Raw genomic sequence first — 19192 nt, 5'->3', positions numbered from 1 at the left:
TCAGTCGCTGCATTGACTGATGATGTCGTCTGAGAAGCGCTTGATTGCGTCGATCTTGTGTTCCAGGGCATCACTGGCACCGTGATAAAAGGGCCAGGGCATGGTCATGATATGCGTCACGCCGCCGTCCTCGAGGCGTTTGTAGCCGTCTGCATCCCAGGCGTCCGAGGGAGTGGCCATGACCTCGAAAGGCAAGTGGTCCCGTCCGTACTCCTTGCGCCATGCCTGTATTCTCGCCACCGACTCGAGAATTTCATCAGAGGGCTGCAGATCAGACACCCAGCCATCGCCGACGCGCGCTGCGCGGCGCATCGCCGGGTCTGATATACCGCCGATCCAGATGGGTACGGGAGCCGTCGGCGCCGGGTTCATCTCCATGGGCTCAAACTGATAGTACTTGCCCTCATAACTGACCATTTCCCCACTCCAGAGCAGCTTCATGACATCGATCATCTCATCGGCGCGCTTGCCGCGGGTATGGAAATCCTGCTGCATCAGTTCGAACTCATCTTTTGACCAGCCGACACCGAAGGCGGGGGTGATACGGTTGTTGGAAATAATTGACGCTGTGCTGATGGCCTTGGCGACCAGGTAGGGATTACGCATGGGTAACACGAAGACATTATTGGTAAAGCGCAACCGGGTGGTTATCGCTGCCAGGGCGCCGATCATTACCCAGGGGTCCGGCCAGTCTGTAAAAGGCTGCCAGCGCCGGCTGCCGTCTTCGGTATAGGGGTAGGGTGTGCGAATCGTCTCGGGGTTCACCACGTGGTCTGAAAACGACATGGCGTGCCAGCCATGCGTATCGGCTACCGGCGCCAGCTCAGTGAGATGGGCGACGGTGCTGAATGAGGTGGACAGTACAAACTTCACGAGGGTCTCCTGATACGTTTTAATGCCGGGTAAATGTAGCCTTATCCGGGGTAAAAGTCCTTGCCGCTGTTCAATGACCGCCAAATCGAACACATTGTCATACTCACCGGAGCCGGTATCTCCGCCGAATCCGGGGTCCCCACGTTTCGCGATGCCGACGGTCTATGGGAAAACCATGACCCGATGCAGATTGCCACTCCCGAGGCCTTTGCCCGTGATCCCGGCCTGGTTTATCGTTTTTATAACGCGCGCCGCAACAAACTGGGCGAGGTCGAGCCCAATAACGCCCACCGGGACATTGCGCGGCTACAGCGCGATTTTCCCGGCCGGGTGTTCCTGGTCACGCAGAATGTTGACGACCTGCACGAGCGCGGTGGCAGTGAACAGGTTTGCCATATGCATGGCGAACTGCGTTCCGCTCTTTGCCAGCTTTGTGGTGAACGCCATCGGCCGCGGCAGGATTACGATCACAGCAGCCCGTGCCCTGACTGTGGCGCAGTCGGCGGCGTCAGACCCGACGTGGTCTGGTTTGGGGAGATGCCTTACTTTATGCCACATATTGAGGGCCAGCTGGCGCGGTGCGACCTGTTCATAGCGGTCGGCACATCGGGTGTGGTGTACCCCGCTGCGGGGTTCGTACGCCAGGCCCTGGCGTACGGCGCCATGACCCTGGAAATCAACCGGGAGGTGAGTGAGGTTACAGGGGTGTTCCACCATCAGCGCAGGGGGCTGGCCACCGAGAAAGTGGCTGAAGTGGTTGAGGAAATACTGGCCGGCTAAAAACGCTGCCGGCCAGGATCAGCATGACTTACTCAGCCTTGGATACGTGCTCGAGGCTTACCGCAACCGCTTCCGTAAAGGTCAGGACGATAGTCTGCCCGAGGGTGACGCCGGACATTTTCTCGGGCTCTACATCGGCAATGACGTGCACCTTGCCGTTGGAATCCAGCACGGTCACCGTGCCCAGCAGGCGGTTCATGCCCTCGATAGTGCATACAGCATGGATGACACGGCCGGCACCGACAACATCAGTGCCCTCGACCTCTCCCTGGGCGGCATCACGAATCTCAACGAAAGGATCGGCTTTCTCTTCCTCGGTAGGGGCTCGCAGTTCTCCCTCCAGCGCAGCCAGGTAACCGACACGAAGCACGTCACCCACGCCCACGGTTTCGATGGCTATGCCGTCTTCCGGTACGGTGATGGTAAGCGACCTGCCGTCGGCTCCGGTCAGCGTAACCTGGCGTGTTTCAGCATCTACGGCGGTGACTTCGGCCTCCATTTCAATGGCCATGGCGCGACCGCCTGAGGTGGGCTCTTTTGCGTGTTCATCCGCGGTAGCGGTGAACGGGATCATGACGGCGGCAGCAATCAGTGCCGCGGTGCCTAGAATATTGTTGACGATTTTTTGCATGGGTAATCCTTTTCGAGGTGGGTTTGCCGTACCCAGGCGACGCCCGGTGTTCCGGCAGTCGTAAAGATAGCCACCCTTGCCAGCCTTAGCAACTGCGGGTTGCCTGCCACAGCCGGAATTTCCGGTTCTGGCCCGTTTGCTCGATCCGCGAGAACCGACGCTTGAGCTCCCCTGCGTAGTTGAGATGGCGGTTGGCAACCAGCAGCAGTTGTCCACCCGGGCGTAATGCGACAGCGCACTGGCGGATGAGGCGGCGCCCGGCAAATTCGTCCACGGTATGGCCAAGATGGAAAGGAGGATTGCAGAGAATCAGCTCAAATTGCTGTTCGCACTCGAGCAGGCCATCGCCGTGGTGAAAAGTGGCGGACGTCTCATTGCCGAGGATTGCCTGTACGTTGTGCCTGGCAGAAGCAATCGCCATCGCCGACTCATCGGCAAAAGTCACCGCCCCGGCGATACCCTGTTGCATCGCCGCAATGCCCAGGACACCGTTACCACAGGCCAGGTCGGCAGCCTGGTCCACCGGGGCGACGCGGTGCAGATTGTCGAGCAGGAAGCGGGTGCCGATATCGAGGCCGTCACGGCTGAAAACGTTGGCCTGTGAGAGCATCTGGTGGCCGACCGGTGCACAGAAATAGTGTGAGTCGACGTCCGCTGCGGGTGCATCGCGCACCGGCTGGCACGCCGTGAACAGCCTCGCCTTGCGCTGGCCGGGATGGCGCTCCACCACACGGAAGTACCGCTCCAGCAACTGGCCGGTTTGCCTGGGCAGGTGCTTGTCCATGCCTGCGCAGTACAGCTTCGCATCTTGCGGCAGCAGGCGAGCCAATCGGGACAACTGAAACTCGAAGTAGGCGAGTTGCTTGGGTATGCGCATGACCACCTGTGGCCAGTCTCCCTGCGGCTCTTGCGTGCTCCAGAACACAACCGGCGGGTCGCAGCCATTGCGCCGCGCATTATCGGCTACCGCTTGCGCTGACAGGGCAGAGTCCGTCCACAGAGCCTGCGCTGACAGCGGAATACTCAGTGCCCCGTGATCGTCGTTGACTACCAGGGTGTTGCCGCGGGCCTTGTCGACGGCTTCCAGCAACAGCAGATCTGCAGCGCACCAGGCCTGCAGCGTCTCGCGCCTGCGCCGCGGATGGCGGCTGAGTTCGAAGTCCCCCTGGGAGCAGGACAGCAGTGTGGGCGCCGTGGCGGGCATTCTTTATCAGCTGCCACCCACATAGAGCGTCAGGCGCTGCCCCGGTTGCAGGTAGTCGCCAGGGTTCAGGGCATTCCAGGCGATGATGTCATTGATCGATACTTTGAATTTACCCGCTATGCGATACAGCGAGTCACCGCGGCGCACCCGGTAAGTCTGTTGTTGCCGCTCGGACTTGGTGGTCATGGCCAGGCTGCTGGCCCAATCGCTGCCATACGGGATCATCATGGTGTCACCGGCGCGGATGATGTTGCCCCGGATATTGTTGACCTCGCGCAGCAGCCCTACCTCCGTGTCGAACTTGCGAGCAATGCGTATCAGGTTGTCTCCACGTTGTATTTTGTAGTGCTCCCAGCGTACGCGATCGTTTTCGGTCAGGTTGGCAATGCCGCTTTCAAAGCGGGGCGCGCGATCAACGGGCAGCAGCAGTTCCTGCGTCGCATCAGGGGAGGTGGCCCAGCGCAGTTGCCCTGGGTTGAGGGCCTCCAGCACATGCATCTCCACGGCTGCGAGTTCAGCGGCACGCGCCATTTCAATCTGGCCATCGGTCGCGGCAACAGCAAAGGCAGGTTTGTTGGGGACTCGCGGAATGTCCAGGTTGAACGCCTCGGGGTAGGCCACGATCTGGCTGAGGGCAATAAGTCGCGGCACGTACTTGCGGGTTTCACGGGGCAGGTCCAGGGACCAGTAGTCAGTCGGGCGGCCACGGTTGCGGTTTTTCTTCTGGGCGCGCATAACCCGGCCCTTGCCTGAATTATACGCAGCGAGCGTCAACATCCAGTCGCCGTCGAAGGCGTCGTTGAGGTACTCGAGGTAATCCAGTGCCGCCCGGGTCGAGTCACGAAGGTCCCTGCGTCCGTCATACCACCAGTCCTGCTGCAATCCGAGCTGCTTGCCCGTGGCGGGCATGATTTGCCACAGGCCCGCGGCCTGTTCGGAAGATGTGGCGAAAGGGTTCAGCGTGCTCTCCACCAGCGGCAGCAGCGCCAACTCCATGGGCAGGTCGCGGCGCTCGACTTCTTCGACGATGTAGTAGAGATAAAACCTGGCGCGCTCGGCGACCACCGACAGGTAGTTGGGCTGGCGCAGGTAGGCGTCGCGGGCCCTGCCGATCTGTTCATTGTGCAGGCTCTGCCAGGTCAGCCCCTGCCGGATGCGTTGCCACAGGTTCCCGGGTGGCCGGGCGACTTTCTTTGCCGGTGCGGCAACCGGTTCGAAAAAGCTTTCCTCCTCGGCGGGCTGCGGCAGTGCAGTCTCAGCTATCACAGCCTCCTCGACGGGTGCCGTTTGGCAAGCGGACAGCGCCAATGATGTAAAAATAACTAGAAGTATGTACCGTAACATCATGTATTTAATGAATAATATCTCATTTCGACTGAAGCAGGGCCGCGAATGCCCATTCTAGGTGGGTGAGGCGCTATGACCAGTGATTTTTGCTGATTACCTTAAAAACTGTCTTTCCAGCCACGCACCGTGGCAAAGACAGCGTCGGGATCATCGCTTTCGAGCCGGCCCTGCTCACGCAGCGAGGCCAACAGTTCCGGTTGCTGGCAGCGTACGAACGGGTTGGTGGACAACTCCAGCGCCACGGTAGACGGAACGGTGGGTTCACCGCGGTCACGTGTCGCCTGGGCGTCTTGCATCCGCTGGGCCAGGCGCTGGTTCCCGGGTTCCACGGCACGGGCAAACGCGAGATTGGCGAGTGTGTACTCGTGGGCACAGTAAACCTGTGTGTTTCCAGGCAGGGCTGCCAGTTGCTGCAAGGACGCGTGCATCATTGGCGGCGTGCCTTCGAATACGCGGCCGCAGCCGGCGGCGAACAGGGTGTCGCCGCAGAATAAGAGTGGTGTATTACCCTCGTGGTAGTAGGCGATGTGGTCCAGGGTGTGGCCGGGTACTTCCAGCACGGTGAAACGCTGGCCAAAAACCTCCACCTCGTCGCCGGCTCCCAAGCGCACATCGACACCCTCTATCGCCTCGTTGTGCGGACCGAAGACCTGCGCAGCGTGCCGCTGTTGCAGTTCAGCCACACCACCGGTGTGGTCAAAGTGGTGATGGGTAACGAGGATGCCGGCAAGGGACAGTTCACGCTCTGAGAGGGCGGCTTCCACCGGCGCGGCATCACCCGGATCCACCACGAAGGCACGTTTACTGTCAGGGCAACTGATCAACCAGATATAGTTGTCGTTAAATGCGGGGATAGGTTCTATGTTCAACATGGTATGGCGTTTCAATTGGATAGAAATACAGTAACATGGGCCGTGGTTCAGCAATAGGACAGGCCCGGCAAGTGAGCGATCAGTTTAACGACATTTTGACGGAACTGGAATCCTGGTACGACAGCGACCGGGGTCAATATATGCTGGGACAATTGCGCGCCAGCCTGCGACCGCACCTCGAAAACGCCTTCGGCTACCACATCCTGCAACTCGGTCCGGTGCGTGAACACGCGCTGTTCGGCGACTGCAGGATCCACCACCGCATTCACGCCAGTAACCGGCCGGCAAACAACATTGGCCTGCTGTGTGAGAGCGGCGAGATTCCCCTCGAGAGTGACAGTGTGGACGTGGTGATAGGGCATCACTGCCTGGAATTTGTCGACAATCCACACCAGGTCCTGCGCGAAATACAGCGGGTGCTCACGCCGCAGGGCCAGCTGCTGATGGTTGGCTTCAATCCGTTCAGCCTGCGCGGGCTGCTGACCGCCAGTCGTGGCCTCTCGCGGCGATCTGCCTGGCGCCAGTATGAGCCGGTGAGTGCCCGCCGCCTTACCGACTGGATGCACCTGCTGGGATGTGAGCTGCAGGACAGCCACTACCTGTACGCGCTGCCTCCGTTCGGTGGCGGCAGGCTGCGCCGGGGTATGGAGTCCATCGACATCTGGCTGGGCCAGCACAACGTGCCACTGGGCGGTGTCTATCTGCTGCACGCGGTGAAGACCGTGGTAGCACAGAACCGGCCGCGCTCACTGCTGCGTCGCCACGGTGAGAAGTTAATCGACCTTGCAGTCCCCAAACCTGCGGTGGCACCCAGCCCCACGCCCAACGTGCCATCGCGCAGCACCGGCAAGGTAGCGCGTAACCCCAGCGGAGACGTGCTGCATTGAAGAAAGTTGAAATCTTCACCGATGGGGCCTGCCGCGGCAATCCGGGGCCGGGTGGCTGGGGCGTGTTGCTGCGTTACCAGGGCAAGGAGCGCGAGCTCTACGGCGGGGAGGGGCACACCACCAATAATCGCATGGAATTACAGGCTGCCATTGAGGGCCTGCGCGCCCTCAAGGAGCCCTGCCACGTGGTGTTGACGACCGATTCTGTCTATGTCAAAAACGGAATCAGTAGCTGGCTGGACGGCTGGAAGCAGAAAGGCTGGAAAACCGCGGGCAAGAAGCCCGTCAAGAACGTGGATCTCTGGCAGGAGCTCGACCGGGAGAACCAGCGCCACCAGGTGGAGTGGCATTGGGTGAAGGGCCACAGCGGCCATCGTGAAAATGACATTGCCGACCAGTTGGCCAACCGCGGCATCGACGAACTGGCCTAGATTCAACAAAAGGAAAACGACTTGCGTCAAATAGTACTGGATACCGAAACTACAGGACTGGAGGTGTCCCAGGGCCACCGGATTATCGAGATAGGCTGCGTTGAGCTGGATAACCGCCGCCTAACCGGCAATCACTACCATCAATACATCAAGCCGGAGCGCGAGATCGACCAGGGCGCTATAGAAGTCCATGGGATCACCAATGAATTTCTCGCCAACAAGCCGCTGTTTGCGCAGATAGCCCAGGATTTCCTCGAGTTCGTTGACGGTGCGGAATTGATAATCCACAACGCGCCCTTCGACATGGGCTTTCTCAACAGTGAGTTGAAGCGACTGGACAGCGATGCGCCAGCGCTTGAGGACCGTTGCCGGGTAATCGATACCCTGGTGATGGCGCGCGGGAAACACCCCGGCCAGCGCAACAACCTTGACGCCCTGTGCCAGCGCTACGATGTCGACAACTCCCAGCGTGACCTGCACGGCGCCCTGCTGGACGCGGAGATACTGGCCGACGTCTACCTGGCCATGACCGGGGGTCAGACGACATTCCAGCTGTCGGAAAACGATTCATCTGATGGAGAGGCCAGGGTGGAGCGCATTGTCCGCCTGCCGGCCGGGCGCGCGCCGCTGCCGGTCATCCAGGCATCAGAAGAGGAGCTGGCAGCTCACCGCGCCCAGCTGGAAGCCATCGCCGGCAGCAGCGGTGGCAAAGTGCTCTGGCAGGACAGCTGAACCGGCGGATCGATCAGATAAACAGGCTCACGCACACCAGGCCCACGCCGCCCATCACCAGCGTATAGGGCAGGGCCATGATCACCATGCGCCCGTAGGACAGCCTGATCAGCGGCGCCAGTGCCGAAGTCAGCAGGAACAGGAAGGCCGCCTGGCCGTTGGGCGTGGCCACACTCGGCAGGTTGGTGCCGGTATTGATGGCGACCGCCAGCTGGTCAAATTCGGCACGCGAAATGTGCCCTGCATCGAGGGCGGTCTTGACTTCAGTAATGTAAACGGTGGCAACAAACACGTTGTCGCTGATCATCGACAGGACCCCGTTGGCGAGGAAGAACATCGCCGGGCGGATCTCGGAATCCATGGCCAGTACCGTATCGATGACCGGGGTGAACAGATGCTGGTCGTGGATCACGGCGACAATGGCAAAGAACACCACCAGCAGGGCGGTGAAGGGCAGGGCCTCTTCAAACGCGTGCCCGATCTGGTGCTCCTCCACCACGCCGTTGAACGCGGTCAGCAGCACAATCACCATCAGGCCAACCAGGCCAACCGCTGCCCAGTGCATGGCCAACGCCATCACCAGGATCAGTGCCACCAGGGCCTGAACCGCGAGGCGGGCATTGGTGCGGGTATTGCGCTGGCTCTGTTCCTTGGCTTCAAACTCTTCCAGCACCTCGCGCACACGGGCCGGAAGCTGCGCGCCGTAGCCAAATTTACCGCTCATTTCCAGCAGCATGCAGGTGCCCAACCCGGCGACCAGCACCGGCAGGGTAACCGGGGCCATGACTGTGACAAAGCGGGCGAAATCCCATTCCGCGATGGTTGCGATCAACAGGTTCTGCGGTTCTCCCACGAGGGTGCAGACGCCGCCCAGGGCAGTGCCCACTGCGCCGTGCATCAGCAGGCTGCGCAGGAAGGCGCGGAAATCTTCGAGGTCCTCGCGGCTGCTCTCCTGTACGCCGTCGTCGCTGGAGTGGTCGTGGTCATCCTGGCTCAGGCCCTTGCCGGAGGCCACCTTGTGATAGACCGAGTAAAAGCCCACGCCAACACTGATCAGAACCGCGGTTACCGTTAACGCGTCGAGGAAAGCGGACAGGAAGGCTGCAACCAGCGAGAACAGCAGCGAAAGCACGACCTTCGAGCGCACCTGCAGCAGGATCTTGGTAAATACGAACAGCAGCATCTCTTTCATGAAATAGATGCCGGCCACCATGAACATCAGCAACAGAATGACTTCGAAGTTGGCCAGCGTCTCGTGATAGACCGCTTCCGGTGAGGTCATGCCCAGCAGCACCGCCTCGATGGCCAGCAGGCCACCCGGCTGCAGCGGGTAACAGCGCAGTGCCAGCGCCAGGGTGAAGATAAATTCGGCGATCAGTAGCCAGCCGGTCACGAAGGGCCCGGCAAGCAGCAGTATCACCGGGTTGATTAGCAGGAAGGCGATGATGGTCTGCTTGTACCAGACCGGGGATGGGCCGAGGAAGTTTTTCCAGAAGGCACTGATTACTGAGTCGCTCATGGTTCGTGACAAGCCTGAAAATTTGGAGCGCGCATTCTACGCTAATTTGGCATCCTGTTGGCGGCTAAACCCGTAAAATTCTTACTGACATTGGTCTACTTGCCCGTTGGCGTTGGCACGACTACCATACGCGGTCATTTTGTCCAGATACCCCGCCATGTTCAGACCCGACAACGAGCCACCCCCGGAGGGCATCCCCCGGCTTCTGGTCGTCTTCCAGAGAGGCAAGCTGGTTAGTGATATGCGCTCGACCATGCCTTGCCTGCTGCAGGAAGAAGCGGTCCGGCTGGGCGGCTGGGATGTACGCCGCAGCCACTTTGTCGGCTACTGGGAAGAACAGCCCTGTTTTGCCCTCGAGATCGATGAAGCCCACGAACTGGAGCCAGACACCTACCAGGTCGGCAGCCTGTGGCACCTGGTCGGGCGGGTAGACGAGCAACTGTTCGCCCTTGCTGGTCGGGCAGCGCAACTGCTGGACTGGGAGCGGGATCACCAGTTCTGCGGCCGCTGCGGCGAGCGCATGCAGGCGGATACCCGCGAACGCGCCATGCGTTGCGCGCGTTGCAGTGTGACCTGTTATCCGCGTATAGCGCCCTGCGTCATCGTGCTGGTCACGCGCGGAGAGGAGCTGTTGCTGGCACGCGGCCGCAACCACCCGCAGGGCATGTACAGCACGCTTGCCGGTTTTATCGAAGCAGGTGAAAGCGTCGAAGAGTGCCTGATTCGCGAGGTAAAGGAGGAAGTCGGGGTCACAGTGGGTAATCTAAAGTACTTCCAGTCACAATCCTGGCCCTTTCCCAACCAGCTCATGCTGGGCTTTTTCGCCGAGTATGAGAGTGGAGACATCGTTTGTGACCCCAGCGAAATCGCTGAAGCCGACTGGTTTCACTTCCGGGATCTGCCGCGCGTACCGCCACCCGCCTCGGTCGCAGGTCAATTGATCGGCCATTACATCAACACGTTAGTCAAAGCGGAGTAACAGGTGGAATACATTTACGAGTTCGGGCTGTTTCTGGCCCAGGCCATCACGCTGGTCGCAGCGGTGCTGATCGTTTTTGCGGGTCTCTTTGCGATCGGGCAGCGCAGCAAGGCTGAACAGCATGAAGGTCATATTGAAATTCGCAACCTGAACGAGAAATACAAGCAGATTGGTGAAAGTATTGACCAGGTCGTCACCGATCCACAGCAGCTCAAGGTTGCGCGCAAAGCCCGACGCAAGCAGGAGAAACAGGAAGCCAAGGCCGCCAGGAAAGCGAGCAAATCCGCGACAGAGGGCAAGCAGGCTGACCGTCGCAAGCGCCTGTACGTCATGAATTTCGAGGGCGACCTCCGCGCCAGTCGCACCAACAACCTGCGCGAGGAAATCACTGCGGTACTGAACCAGGCCGAGGAAGGTGATGAAGTGCTGGTCAACGTGGAGAGCCCCGGCGGGCTGGTGCACGGCTATGGCCTGGCGGCCAGTCAACTGCGGCGCATTCGCGATGCCGGGGTGCCGCTGACCGTGTCCGTGGACAAGGTTGCCGCCAGCGGGGGCTACATGATGGCCTGTGTCGCCAACCAGATCATCGCCGCGCCGTTCGCTGTGGTCGGCTCGATTGGCGTATTGGCGCAGGTACCCAACTTTCACCGCCTGTTGAAAAAGCACGATATCGATTTCGAGCTTTATACCGCCGGTGAGTTCAAGCGCACCGTGACCATGTTTGGCGAAAATACCGACAAGGGGCGCCAGAAGTTCGTCGAGGAGTTGGAGGAAACCCACGGCCTGTTCAAGGAATTTGTTGCCGAAAACAGGCCCCAGGTCGACATTGCCGGCGTGGCCACCGGAGAGGTCTGGTACGGCAAGAAAGCCCTGGAAGAGAAACTGGTGGATACACTGCAGACGTCCGACGCCTTCATCCAGGAGAAACTGCAGGACTGGGATGTATACGACGTCCGCTTCGTGCTGAAGAAAAACTGGCAGGAAAAGCTCGGCATGGCCACCGAGGGGGCCATAGAGGGCGCGCTGCTCAAGCTATGGCAGCGCGGCCAGGGTCGCCCCCCGGTCTGATCAGTAACCGTTGTAACGATTCAGGTCGAACAGTCCAAACTCGACAGGGTCCAGCCATTGGTAACGGGCGTGGGCCTTGTCGGCAAAGCGCCAGAACCAGGACGCATTGCGCGCCACGCCATAGCGGGCGCGGAACTTGCGGTAGTCATCGGCGCTGCCAAGCGCCGCGATAGCGCTGGCAAACTGCGGTAATTCCTTCACCTCTACCTGGAAAAAATAGTTCGGATAGGCGCCGATAAAGCCGCGCACTATCGACATGGAATCCTCTGCCGGCAACCTGCGTTTGTCCTCGCGAAACAGTTGCGCAATATTCGAGTGGGCAGAGTTGCTGATCAGGGTGTAAAAGCGGTCGCGCTGCGGGCCGATCACGTTGACGAAACTGACATCGGGCATGAAGCTGTTGTGCGCGCCAACCTCTGCCTCAATAGCCGCCAACTGTGCCGCAATATCCTTGTCCTCGGGGCGCTTGTAGTCAAACTTCGCCGCTTTAGCGCCGTGGATGCGCTCACGCAGGGCCAGCAGCAATTCGGCCTTGGGGTTGTCGGTCTCGTATTTGATGTCCGTGGTTTCGCTGACCAGTGCGTTGCGTTCAATAAAGTGCTCACGGGCCCCCTTGGGCGCATCCCGATACCAGTAGTCCCACATCGGCAGGCGCTGTTCTGCTGGCATGAACAACAGGAAATTGAATTCTCCCTCCATGCGCAGGAAGTCCATGTACAAGCGGGACTCCAGCTGGTGTGAAACCGCCCCGTAAACATCAAAGCCGGCAACCAGCAGATAGTGAATTCGCTCCAGCAGCGGGTAATCGATAACCCAGGCCGTCTTGGGTACAGCGCCAAGCAGGCCCATTTCCACAGACGCGGTGTCAAAGTGACGGAATATGGTCAATGAGGCGTTGGCATTATTGCCGTCACCATCCCAGACTGAATCGAGGGTGAGCCGCTCGCCCTGCTGCGATCGCTTGCGAATGAAACGTGAGCGGGCGCGCTGGTATTTTTCATGAGCCTTGGCGTAGCGTGACCAACTGAACAGGTCGATGACTGTGCCGGTGGCCGGGGTCGGCAGGCGCATCTTGTCCATCTCGCTGGACAGGAAACGGGCATCGACATCCATATCCATACGCTCCGGGTCGGCGAAGACCACCCAGAAGTGATCGTCGATGACGTTAAGGGCGATCTGGCCACGACAGACCGGCCCCTTGATGAAGTTCATGATGGTAAAGCGCGCCTCTTCCAGCAGGAAGCGATAGCGCGAGGGCAGCGGAATGTCGACGAAGGTTTTAAAGGGATTGGAGGCAACTTCGCGCTCATAACCGGGCAGGCTCGGGACCTCGTATGCCGGCTCGAGAAACAGACCCCGGTACCAATCCATGCGCGCCTGATCGAAGCGGTAGGGCATGTGGATCTTGGCCAGCGCTTGCACCGGCATGCGCTGCAACCGGTAATACACCCGTTTGACCCCGGGATCATCGTAGGGGCGGCGCGTGGCGATCAAGTCCAGAGGCTTGCCGGGTTCGGATCGGGAGCGCACCAGACGGAACCAGACCGGCTGCTCGCCTGCCTCCAGGTAAAGACTGGCCAGGAACAGGTGTTCATAGACGTAGCGCGCCATCAGCCGCTGCTTGGGGGTGTCGCCGTTGAGAAAGGTCTCCCAGTCCGTGACCAGTTGTTGCTGTGCGGCCGGCAGCGTTGCCAGTGCGGGTGCCGGGGCACCGTCATCCAGCCACGAGGTCAGGGTCCGGTGTTGTTCCGGGTTGAGCCCTGGCAAGCCGTAGGGCATTCCCCACAGCGGCTTATCCTCAGCGTAACTGTCAAACTCGTCCTGTCTCGGGCACTGCTGGTCACGCGCCAGGGAGAAATCGAACCCCTCCGGCATCGGCCCATCTGTCGGCAAGGGGTGTGCCTGCTTCAGCTCAAGCAGCCGGTACATGACACCGCGCTCGGGCTGTTCCTTGTCCAGCACCGGGTAGAAGCCTTTCTTGCGCCAGCCTCTCTCGGTGAGCGCGTCATCGAAAAGGCGTGTCATATTGGCCTCGATCAAGCGCCCGCCGTTGTAAACCAGGTCCTTGCTGGCACCGCGCTCCAGCCCGGCCTGTGCCTCCAGTTTCAACTGGCAGGGGGCGTCGTAGCATCCATGGCAGACCATGCAGCGGTGCTGCACGATCTCGGTTGCGGTTCCAGTGGGCACCGTGACCGGAGGGGCTGCCGCCTGCGTTGTTGCCTGGTGACCCGGGTTGGCGACGGTATTGGTCGACGACAGTGGGGTAATAGGTGCCGCATTGCCCGAGGGGTCGTCGGTCGGCATGTCCTGCTGGCCGTCCCGGTCCTTGGCCTCAGCAGGGGACGCCTGCTCAGGTGCGGCACCCTGTTCCACCTGCGCGGCGGGCTTGTCGGCTTTGGTCTCCGCCGGGTTTGCCGCGCCCGTCAATGAATCGGCTGCCAGTGCCTCTGCGGCCGCGCTTGCCGCCGCGGCCTGGTCCGCATTTGCGGCTTTGGGCTGCTGGCAGCGACCACGCTGCAGGATGGCACGGTTGGCGAGCCCATCCTGGTCATGTGCCGAGTCTGCCAGGATGGCCGCGGCGACATCGCTGTCCGGGTTCGCGCAAGTATCTTTACTGTCTTCGGGCTCTTCAGTGAGGATGGCGAGCACAGCGATCAACAACACCGGCACGAGGAACGCGCCAGCCTTAAGCAGAGGGTTCATACAACCAGGCCGTTTGAATCAGGAGTCGTTGCGATGATAGCAGAGTGGGGCAGGCGTTTCAGATTATGTAGGGCTCGATCTCGTCCCGCTTCAGCGCTTTCACAGCCTGGTGGTGACTGAGAAAAACCTCGCCGGACAACTGTCGCAGGAAGTCCACGCTTTGCAGGGCGTCCATGACCGGTCCTTTCACTTCACTCAGATGCAGGCGTATGCCCTGTTCCTGCAAACGGTGATCTATTGCTTCCAGCGTCTCCAGCGCACTCATGTCGATCTCGTTGACTGCTGTGCACTGCAGTATCACGTGCTCCAGTTGGTCACTTTCGGCCACGAGGCGATATATATAGTCCTCGAGGTAACTGCTGTTTGCAAAATACAGGCTTTCATCTATTCGCAGTGAGACCAGGTTGGGATGGGTGATGACGTTGTGGCGTTCCACGTTGCGGTAATGTTCCGTCCCGGCCACGGCGCCGACGATGGCGATATGGGGCCGCGTGGTCTTGTAAAGGTGCAGCAGCACGGAAGACAGGATGCCGGCCAGCACGCCCAGCTCTATACCCAGGGTGAGCGTGGCGATGATAGTGGTGACAATGGCGATAAAGTCCGAGCGCGAGTAGTGCCAGGCGCGGCGGATCTGGCCAAAGTCCACCAGGCTGCTTACGGCGACGACAATCGTGGCGGCGAGCGTTGCCTTGGGCAGGTAGAAGAGCAGTGAGGTGAGGAACAGCGCCGCGAGGGCGATGCCCATGGCCGCCAGTATACTCGCGGCGGGGGTTTGCGCGCCGGCATCGAAATTGACAACCGAGCGGGAAAAACCGCCGGTTACCGGAAATCCGCCGGAGAATGCCGAAGCCACATTGGCACCGCCCAGCGCAACCAGCTCACGATTGGGATCTATCCGCTGGCGGCGTTTGGCGGCCAGTGTCTTGCCCACGGAAACCGATTCGACAAACCCGATAATGGAGATAAGCAGCGCTGAAACCAGTAGCTGGGACCATAGTTCAGCGTCGAAGGAGGGCAGTGCCAGGTCGGGTAGCCCGCGTGGTACTTCGCCGACCAGGGCAACTCCGTGCGCCCCTAACTGGAACAGGTAACTCAGCGCCACCGTTACCAGAATGACCAGTACGGGGCCGGCTTTGGCGAGGATGCGCGACAGCTGCTCGGGCAGCCCGAGCCGGAGCAACAGGCGCAACAGCCCCCGTCGAGACCATATCAGGAAGCCGGTGGCGCCGAGGCCGATACCCAGGGTAATCCAGTTGGTGGCGCCGATATTGGCGAAGAGCGACGCGAGCAGGGCGATGAGATTGTCGCCCTGCGCCGGAATACCCAGCAAGTGGCGGAACTGCCCCACAGCGATGATCACGGCAGAGGCGGTTATGAAACCGGACACTACCGGGTGAGACAGCAGGTTGGCGAGAAAGCCGAGGCGCAGGACGCCCATCAACAGCAACAGCACACCGGATAGCGCTGCCAGCACAATGGCGGCCTCGATGTAATGGGGCGAACCTGAAGCGGCTATATCGCCCACCGCCATCGCTGTCATCAGGGATATGACCGCCACCGGCCCCACCGAGAGTGTGCGACTGCTGCCCAGCAGTGCGTAGGCCACCAGCGGCAGGATGCTGGCATACAAACCCATCTCGGCGGGCAGACCGGCCAACAACGCATAGGCCAGCGACTGCGGTATCAGCATGATGGTGACGATAATCCCTGCCAACAGGTCGCTGACGAAGGTTTCCTTGCGATAGTCCCGTAGCCATTCCGGCGCCATCGGCATCTCCTATTTGGTAGCGCGCGGCTGCGGGTGCGAAGCGTTCAACATAATGACAACGAAACCGGAAACTCTGGCCACCGCTTACAGCGAACTGACCAGGTGGCCACCATCCACAGGGATGATCGCGCCGTTGACGAAACTGCCGGCGCCGGAGGCCAGCAGCAACAGGGGGCCGCTGAGTTCATCCAGCTCGCCCATGCGTCGGGCCGGGGTGCGTTCCAGGTAAGCCTGGCCTTCTTCCGAGTGCAGGTAATCACTGTTCATCTCAGTCGCAAAGTACCCGGGGCAGATCGCGTTCACACGAATATCCTTGGCGGCCAGTTCCAGGGCCAGGGCACGCGTGAGCTGGACCACACCTGCCTTGGACACACCATAGGCGCTTTCACCAAAGCCCACCCGCAGGCCGAGTATGGAGGCGATATTGATGATGCTGCAGGGGCGATGCGCCGCCACGCTGCGCGCGGCGACTGCCTGCGCCACGCGCCAAGCGCCCTTGAGGTTGGTGTCCATGATGTAGTCCCAGTTACGCTCATCGACGTTGAGGCAAAAGCGGGAGCCGGCTACACCGGCATTGTTCACCAGAATATCCACGGCTGCGAAAGCGTCAACTGCCTCGTCCAGCGCCGCGTTGACGCTGTCGCCATCAGTGACATCCATGGCCACTGCTGTGGCCTTGCCGCCGTTGTCAGTGATTTGCGCGACCAGCGAATCCAGTCGCTCCTGCCTGCGTGCCGCCGCCACCACGTTAGCGCCGGCTGCCGCCAGTACGCTGGCGAAGTGGGCGCCCAGGCCGCTGGATGCGCCGGTAACCAGGGCAGTTTTGCCCGCCAGGCTGAAAAGTGATTGTGTTGTTGCATGCATACTCTGGGCCTACTGTTCAGTGTGACGCTTGATGACCATTTTCCCCAACGCCATCTGGTGTACCTGGTCGGGACCATCCGCCTGGCGGCACCAGCGCGCATAATTGAAACCTTCGGCCATGCAGTAATCCTCGGTCAACCCGCCGGCGCCGTGCAACTGCATACAGCGATCAATAACCTGCTGCATCATGATAGGCACACTGATCTTGCTGGCAGCGATCATTTCCATGGCTCCTTTCGCGCCCACTTCGTCCATGCGCGCGGCAGTCTTCAGCACCAGGAGTCGAGCCATCTCGATTTCAGAGAAGCTCTTGGCAATGTCTTCGCGCACCGACTGGTGACGATCCAGGGTACGGCCAAAGGTGGTACGCGATACCGAGCGCTGGCACGCCAGCTCCAGTGAGCGCTCGGCGATGCCTATCAGCCGCATGCAGTGGTGTATGCGGCCCGGGCCCAGACGCCCCTGGGCTATTTCAAAGCCCCTGCCTTCACCCAGTAACATGTTGTCCACTGGCACGCGTACATTGTCGAAGCGCATTTCTGCATGCCCCAGCGGTGCGTCATCGTAGCCAAGAGTCGTCAGTGCACGTGTGATTTCCACCCCCGGCGTGTCGCGAGGCACCAGCACCTGGCTCTGCTGCTGGTGGCGGTTTGGGTTGTCCGGGTCGCTCTTGCCCATGACAATAAACACCGCAGTGCGCGTGTGCATGGCGTTAGAGGTAAACCACTTGCGACCGTTGAGCACCCACTCGTCAGCGTCGCGTTCAATACGCAACTCCACATTGGTCGCGTCCGAGCAGGCGACCTGTGGTTCGGTCATGGCATAGGCTGAGCGTATTTCGCCATTCAGCAGCGGCGTCAGCCATTGCTCCTGTTGCGCACGGGTACCGTACTTCATGAACACTTCCATGTTGCCGGTGTCGGGCGCGTTACAATTGAATACCTCCGGGCTCCAGAGCACGCGGCCCATGATTTCCGCCAGCGGCGCGTAGTCGAAGTTGCTGAGGCCGTCGTGATCGGCGAATTCGGCCAGCGAAGGCGGTATGAAGAGATTCCACAGGCCCGCTGCCCGTGCCTTCTCCTTGAGTTCATCCATAAGTGGCAGCGGGGCCCAGCGATCGGTAGCCTCATGCAACTGCCGGGCATAATTCTCCTCGCTGGGATAAATATGCTCCTGCATGAATTGTTTGAGCTGCGCCTGTAGCTGCTGGGAACGTTCGCTGAACTGGTACATGGTGTGAGACTCCGTCAGGTGTTAAGCGTCAATCATAGGAAGGCTGGCGCCATCACTCAAATGGTTCGGCCTGCCATCCGCTATCAGGCATCGTCTTGAGTGCTTCAATGATTGTCTGCCGGCACTGTTATTTGCCGGCTCAACCCGCATAATGCGGGTAACTGTCTACAGAGGGCAAAGACTTTATGTTGGGACCAGAAAAATCACTCGCTGATGGCGAACTGTTGCTAAGCCGTGGCGAGGGCGTGGCCTTGCTGAAACTGAATCGCCCGCAGCAGTTCAATGCACTCACCAGGACCTGTCTCGATGGCCTGCGTGATGCGATGCTGCACCTGGCAGAAGACAATGCGGTGCATGCCATTGTGCTGACGGGAACTGGTCGGGCATTCTCCGCCGGCGTCGACCTGAAAGTGCTGTCAGGCGATGGCTCGTTAATGTCCGATGGGGTGTCACTGGGGCCGAATGCACCCCTGCTGCAGGCCTTTAATGATTGCCCCAAGCCCATCATTGCGGCGGTAAATGGCGTTGCCGTGACCGGCGGCTTCGAACTGGCCCTGGCCTGCGATTTTATTTACGCGGCTGAGAGCGCGCGCTTTGCCGATACCCACGCCCGGGTCGGGCTGTTGCCCGGCTGGGGCTTATCACAAAAACTACCGCGACTGGTGGGTATCAACAGGGCCAGGGAAATCAGTTTTACCGGCAACTACTACAGCGCCGAGGAGGGCCTGCAGTGGGGTCTGGTAAATCGCGTGCTGCCGGACGATGCATTGCTCGGCGCGGCGCTGGAGACCGCTCGCGAGATCGCCACCTGCCTCCCGGAACCGCTGTACCGCATTAAACAGGTCATGAACAAGGGCTGGGAAACCAGCCTGGCGCATGGACTGGATGTGGAAGGTGATGCGGCACGGGCCTACAACAGCGCGGTGGATATGACTGCCATGGCAGAACGTTTGTCACAACTCAAGGCGCGCAGCAAGCGCAAGTAAAGGGAGGAGGGGAACATGTGGTACGCCATCATGACCCAGGATGTTGAGAACAGCCTGGCCGGCCGCAAAGCCAATCGGCAGGCACATCTGCAACGTCTGCAGGAACTTGTCGACCAGGGGCGCCTGCTGATCGCAGGGCCGCACCCGGCGGTCGACACCGAGGAGCCCGGTGAATCGGGTTTTACCGGTAGCCTGATCGTGGCTGACTTTGATTCGCTTGAGGCGGCACAGGCCTGGGCAGATTCGGATCCTTACGCCCTGAACGGGGTCACCCGCAAGGTGATCGTCAAACCTTACAAGCTGGTCCTGCCCTGA

18 protein-coding genes are annotated in these 19192 nt (G+C 60.4%); 8 read left to right on the top strand and 10 right to left on the bottom strand.

The genetic code is table 11. The features are described 5' to 3' along the window. Positions 1-873, bottom strand: coding sequence for an LLM class F420-dependent oxidoreductase (locus F0M18_RS04575; RefSeq protein WP_149610232.1), 873 nt, complete (start codon positions 871-873; stop codon positions 1-3). A gap of 60 nt (positions 874-933) precedes the next feature. Between F0M18_RS04575 and F0M18_RS04570 the strand changes: the two genes are divergently transcribed. Then, complete coding sequence (locus tag F0M18_RS04570; RefSeq protein WP_262500824.1) at positions 934-1653, top strand: NAD-dependent deacylase; 720 nt, start codon at positions 934-936, stop codon at positions 1651-1653. A gap of 28 nt (positions 1654-1681) precedes the next feature. On the opposite strand, the gene F0M18_RS04565 is transcribed toward F0M18_RS04570, so the two are convergent. The 4 genes from F0M18_RS04565 to gloB all read right to left on the bottom strand — a co-directional run bounded on the left by F0M18_RS04565 (position 1682) and on the right by gloB (position 5707). After that, positions 1682-2284, bottom strand: a complete 603-nt coding sequence (locus F0M18_RS04565; protein WP_149610231.1) for a hypothetical protein — start codon at positions 2282-2284, stop codon at positions 1682-1684. Between the two features lie 85 nt (positions 2285-2369). Further along, positions 2370-3488, bottom strand: coding sequence for a class I SAM-dependent methyltransferase (locus tag F0M18_RS04560; RefSeq protein ID WP_149610230.1), 1119 nt, complete (start codon positions 3486-3488; stop codon positions 2370-2372). A gap of 6 nt (positions 3489-3494) precedes the next feature. After that, positions 3495-4754, bottom strand: coding sequence for a transglycosylase SLT domain-containing protein (locus tag F0M18_RS04555; RefSeq protein WP_262500823.1), 1260 nt, complete (start codon positions 4752-4754; stop codon positions 3495-3497). Between the two features lie 179 nt (positions 4755-4933). Next, complete coding sequence (gloB, locus tag F0M18_RS04550) at positions 4934-5707, bottom strand: hydroxyacylglutathione hydrolase (RefSeq protein WP_149610229.1); 774 nt, start codon at positions 5705-5707, stop codon at positions 4934-4936. Positions 5708-5778: 71 nt separating this feature from the next. Here gloB and F0M18_RS04545 point away from each other — a divergent pair, with 71 nt between their 5' ends. The 3 genes from F0M18_RS04545 to dnaQ are packed head-to-tail and all read left to right on the top strand — an operon-like array spanning position 5779 to position 7757. Then, positions 5779-6594 (top strand): class I SAM-dependent methyltransferase, encoded by an 816-nt coding sequence (locus F0M18_RS04545; protein ID WP_188109594.1) that lies wholly within the window; start codon positions 5779-5781, stop codon positions 6592-6594. Next, positions 6591-7025: a ribonuclease HI gene (rnhA, locus tag F0M18_RS04540; RefSeq protein ID WP_149610227.1), complete on the top strand. Its 435-nt coding sequence runs from the start codon at positions 6591-6593 to the stop codon at positions 7023-7025. Before F0M18_RS04545 ends, rnhA begins: the two co-directional genes overlap by 4 nt. A 21-nt stretch (positions 7026-7046) precedes the next feature. Beyond that, positions 7047-7757 carry a DNA polymerase III subunit epsilon gene (gene dnaQ / locus F0M18_RS04535; RefSeq protein WP_149610226.1) on the top strand — a complete coding sequence of 237 codons (711 nt, stop codon included), beginning with the start codon at positions 7047-7049 and terminating at the stop codon, positions 7755-7757. 13 nt (positions 7758-7770) lie between these two features. Here the strand turns inward: dnaQ and nhaB are convergent, their stop codons facing one another. Next, the gene (nhaB, locus tag F0M18_RS04530) at positions 7771-9276 is read right to left on the bottom strand and encodes a sodium/proton antiporter NhaB (RefSeq protein WP_149610225.1); all 1506 of its coding nucleotides are present in this window, start codon (positions 9274-9276) and stop codon (positions 7771-7773) included. 157 nt (positions 9277-9433) lie between these two features. Between nhaB and nudC the strand changes: the two genes are divergently transcribed. Beyond that, entirely contained in the window at positions 9434-10255 is an 822-nt protein-coding gene (gene nudC / locus F0M18_RS04525) for an NAD(+) diphosphatase (RefSeq protein ID WP_149610224.1), read from the top strand. Positions 10256-10258: 3 nt separating this feature from the next. Beyond that, positions 10259-11323, top strand: coding sequence for a protease SohB (sohB, locus tag F0M18_RS04520; RefSeq protein ID WP_149610223.1), 1065 nt, complete (start codon positions 10259-10261; stop codon positions 11321-11323). Here the strand turns inward: sohB and F0M18_RS04515 are convergent, their stop codons facing one another. The 4 genes from F0M18_RS04515 to F0M18_RS04500 all read right to left on the bottom strand — a co-directional run bounded on the left by F0M18_RS04515 (position 11324) and on the right by F0M18_RS04500 (position 17891). Next, positions 11324-14026: a fatty acid cis/trans isomerase gene (locus F0M18_RS04515; RefSeq protein ID WP_262500822.1), complete on the bottom strand. Its 2703-nt coding sequence runs from the start codon at positions 14024-14026 to the stop codon at positions 11324-11326. Between the two features lie 58 nt (positions 14027-14084). Continuing rightward, positions 14085-15794 (bottom strand): SulP family inorganic anion transporter, encoded by a 1710-nt coding sequence (locus F0M18_RS04510; RefSeq protein ID WP_262500821.1) that lies wholly within the window; start codon positions 15792-15794, stop codon positions 14085-14087. Positions 15795-15878: 84 nt separating this feature from the next. Beyond that, positions 15879-16658 (bottom strand): SDR family NAD(P)-dependent oxidoreductase, encoded by a 780-nt coding sequence (locus tag F0M18_RS04505; protein WP_149610221.1) that lies wholly within the window; start codon positions 16656-16658, stop codon positions 15879-15881. A 9-nt stretch (positions 16659-16667) separates the two neighbouring features. Next, a complete protein-coding gene (locus F0M18_RS04500) occupies positions 16668-17891 on the bottom strand; it encodes an acyl-CoA dehydrogenase family protein (protein WP_149610220.1) in 1224 nt (407 codons plus the stop codon). Positions 17892-18076: 185 nt separating this feature from the next. Between F0M18_RS04500 and F0M18_RS04495 the strand changes: the two genes are divergently transcribed. Both F0M18_RS04495 and F0M18_RS04490 read left to right on the top strand, forming a co-directional pair. After that, entirely contained in the window at positions 18077-18877 is an 801-nt protein-coding gene (locus F0M18_RS04495) for an enoyl-CoA hydratase (RefSeq protein ID WP_149610219.1), read from the top strand. A 15-nt stretch (positions 18878-18892) separates the two neighbouring features. Continuing rightward, positions 18893-19192, top strand: coding sequence for a YciI family protein (locus tag F0M18_RS04490; RefSeq protein ID WP_149610218.1), 300 nt, complete (start codon positions 18893-18895; stop codon positions 19190-19192).

The sequence above is a fragment of the Pseudohalioglobus sediminis genome (assembly GCF_008370495.1).
Taxonomy (GTDB): Bacteria; Pseudomonadota; Gammaproteobacteria; order Pseudomonadales; family Halieaceae; genus Halioglobus.
Note: the sequence above shows the minus strand (reverse complement) of the source record. Positions and strands in the feature narration are given on the sequence as shown.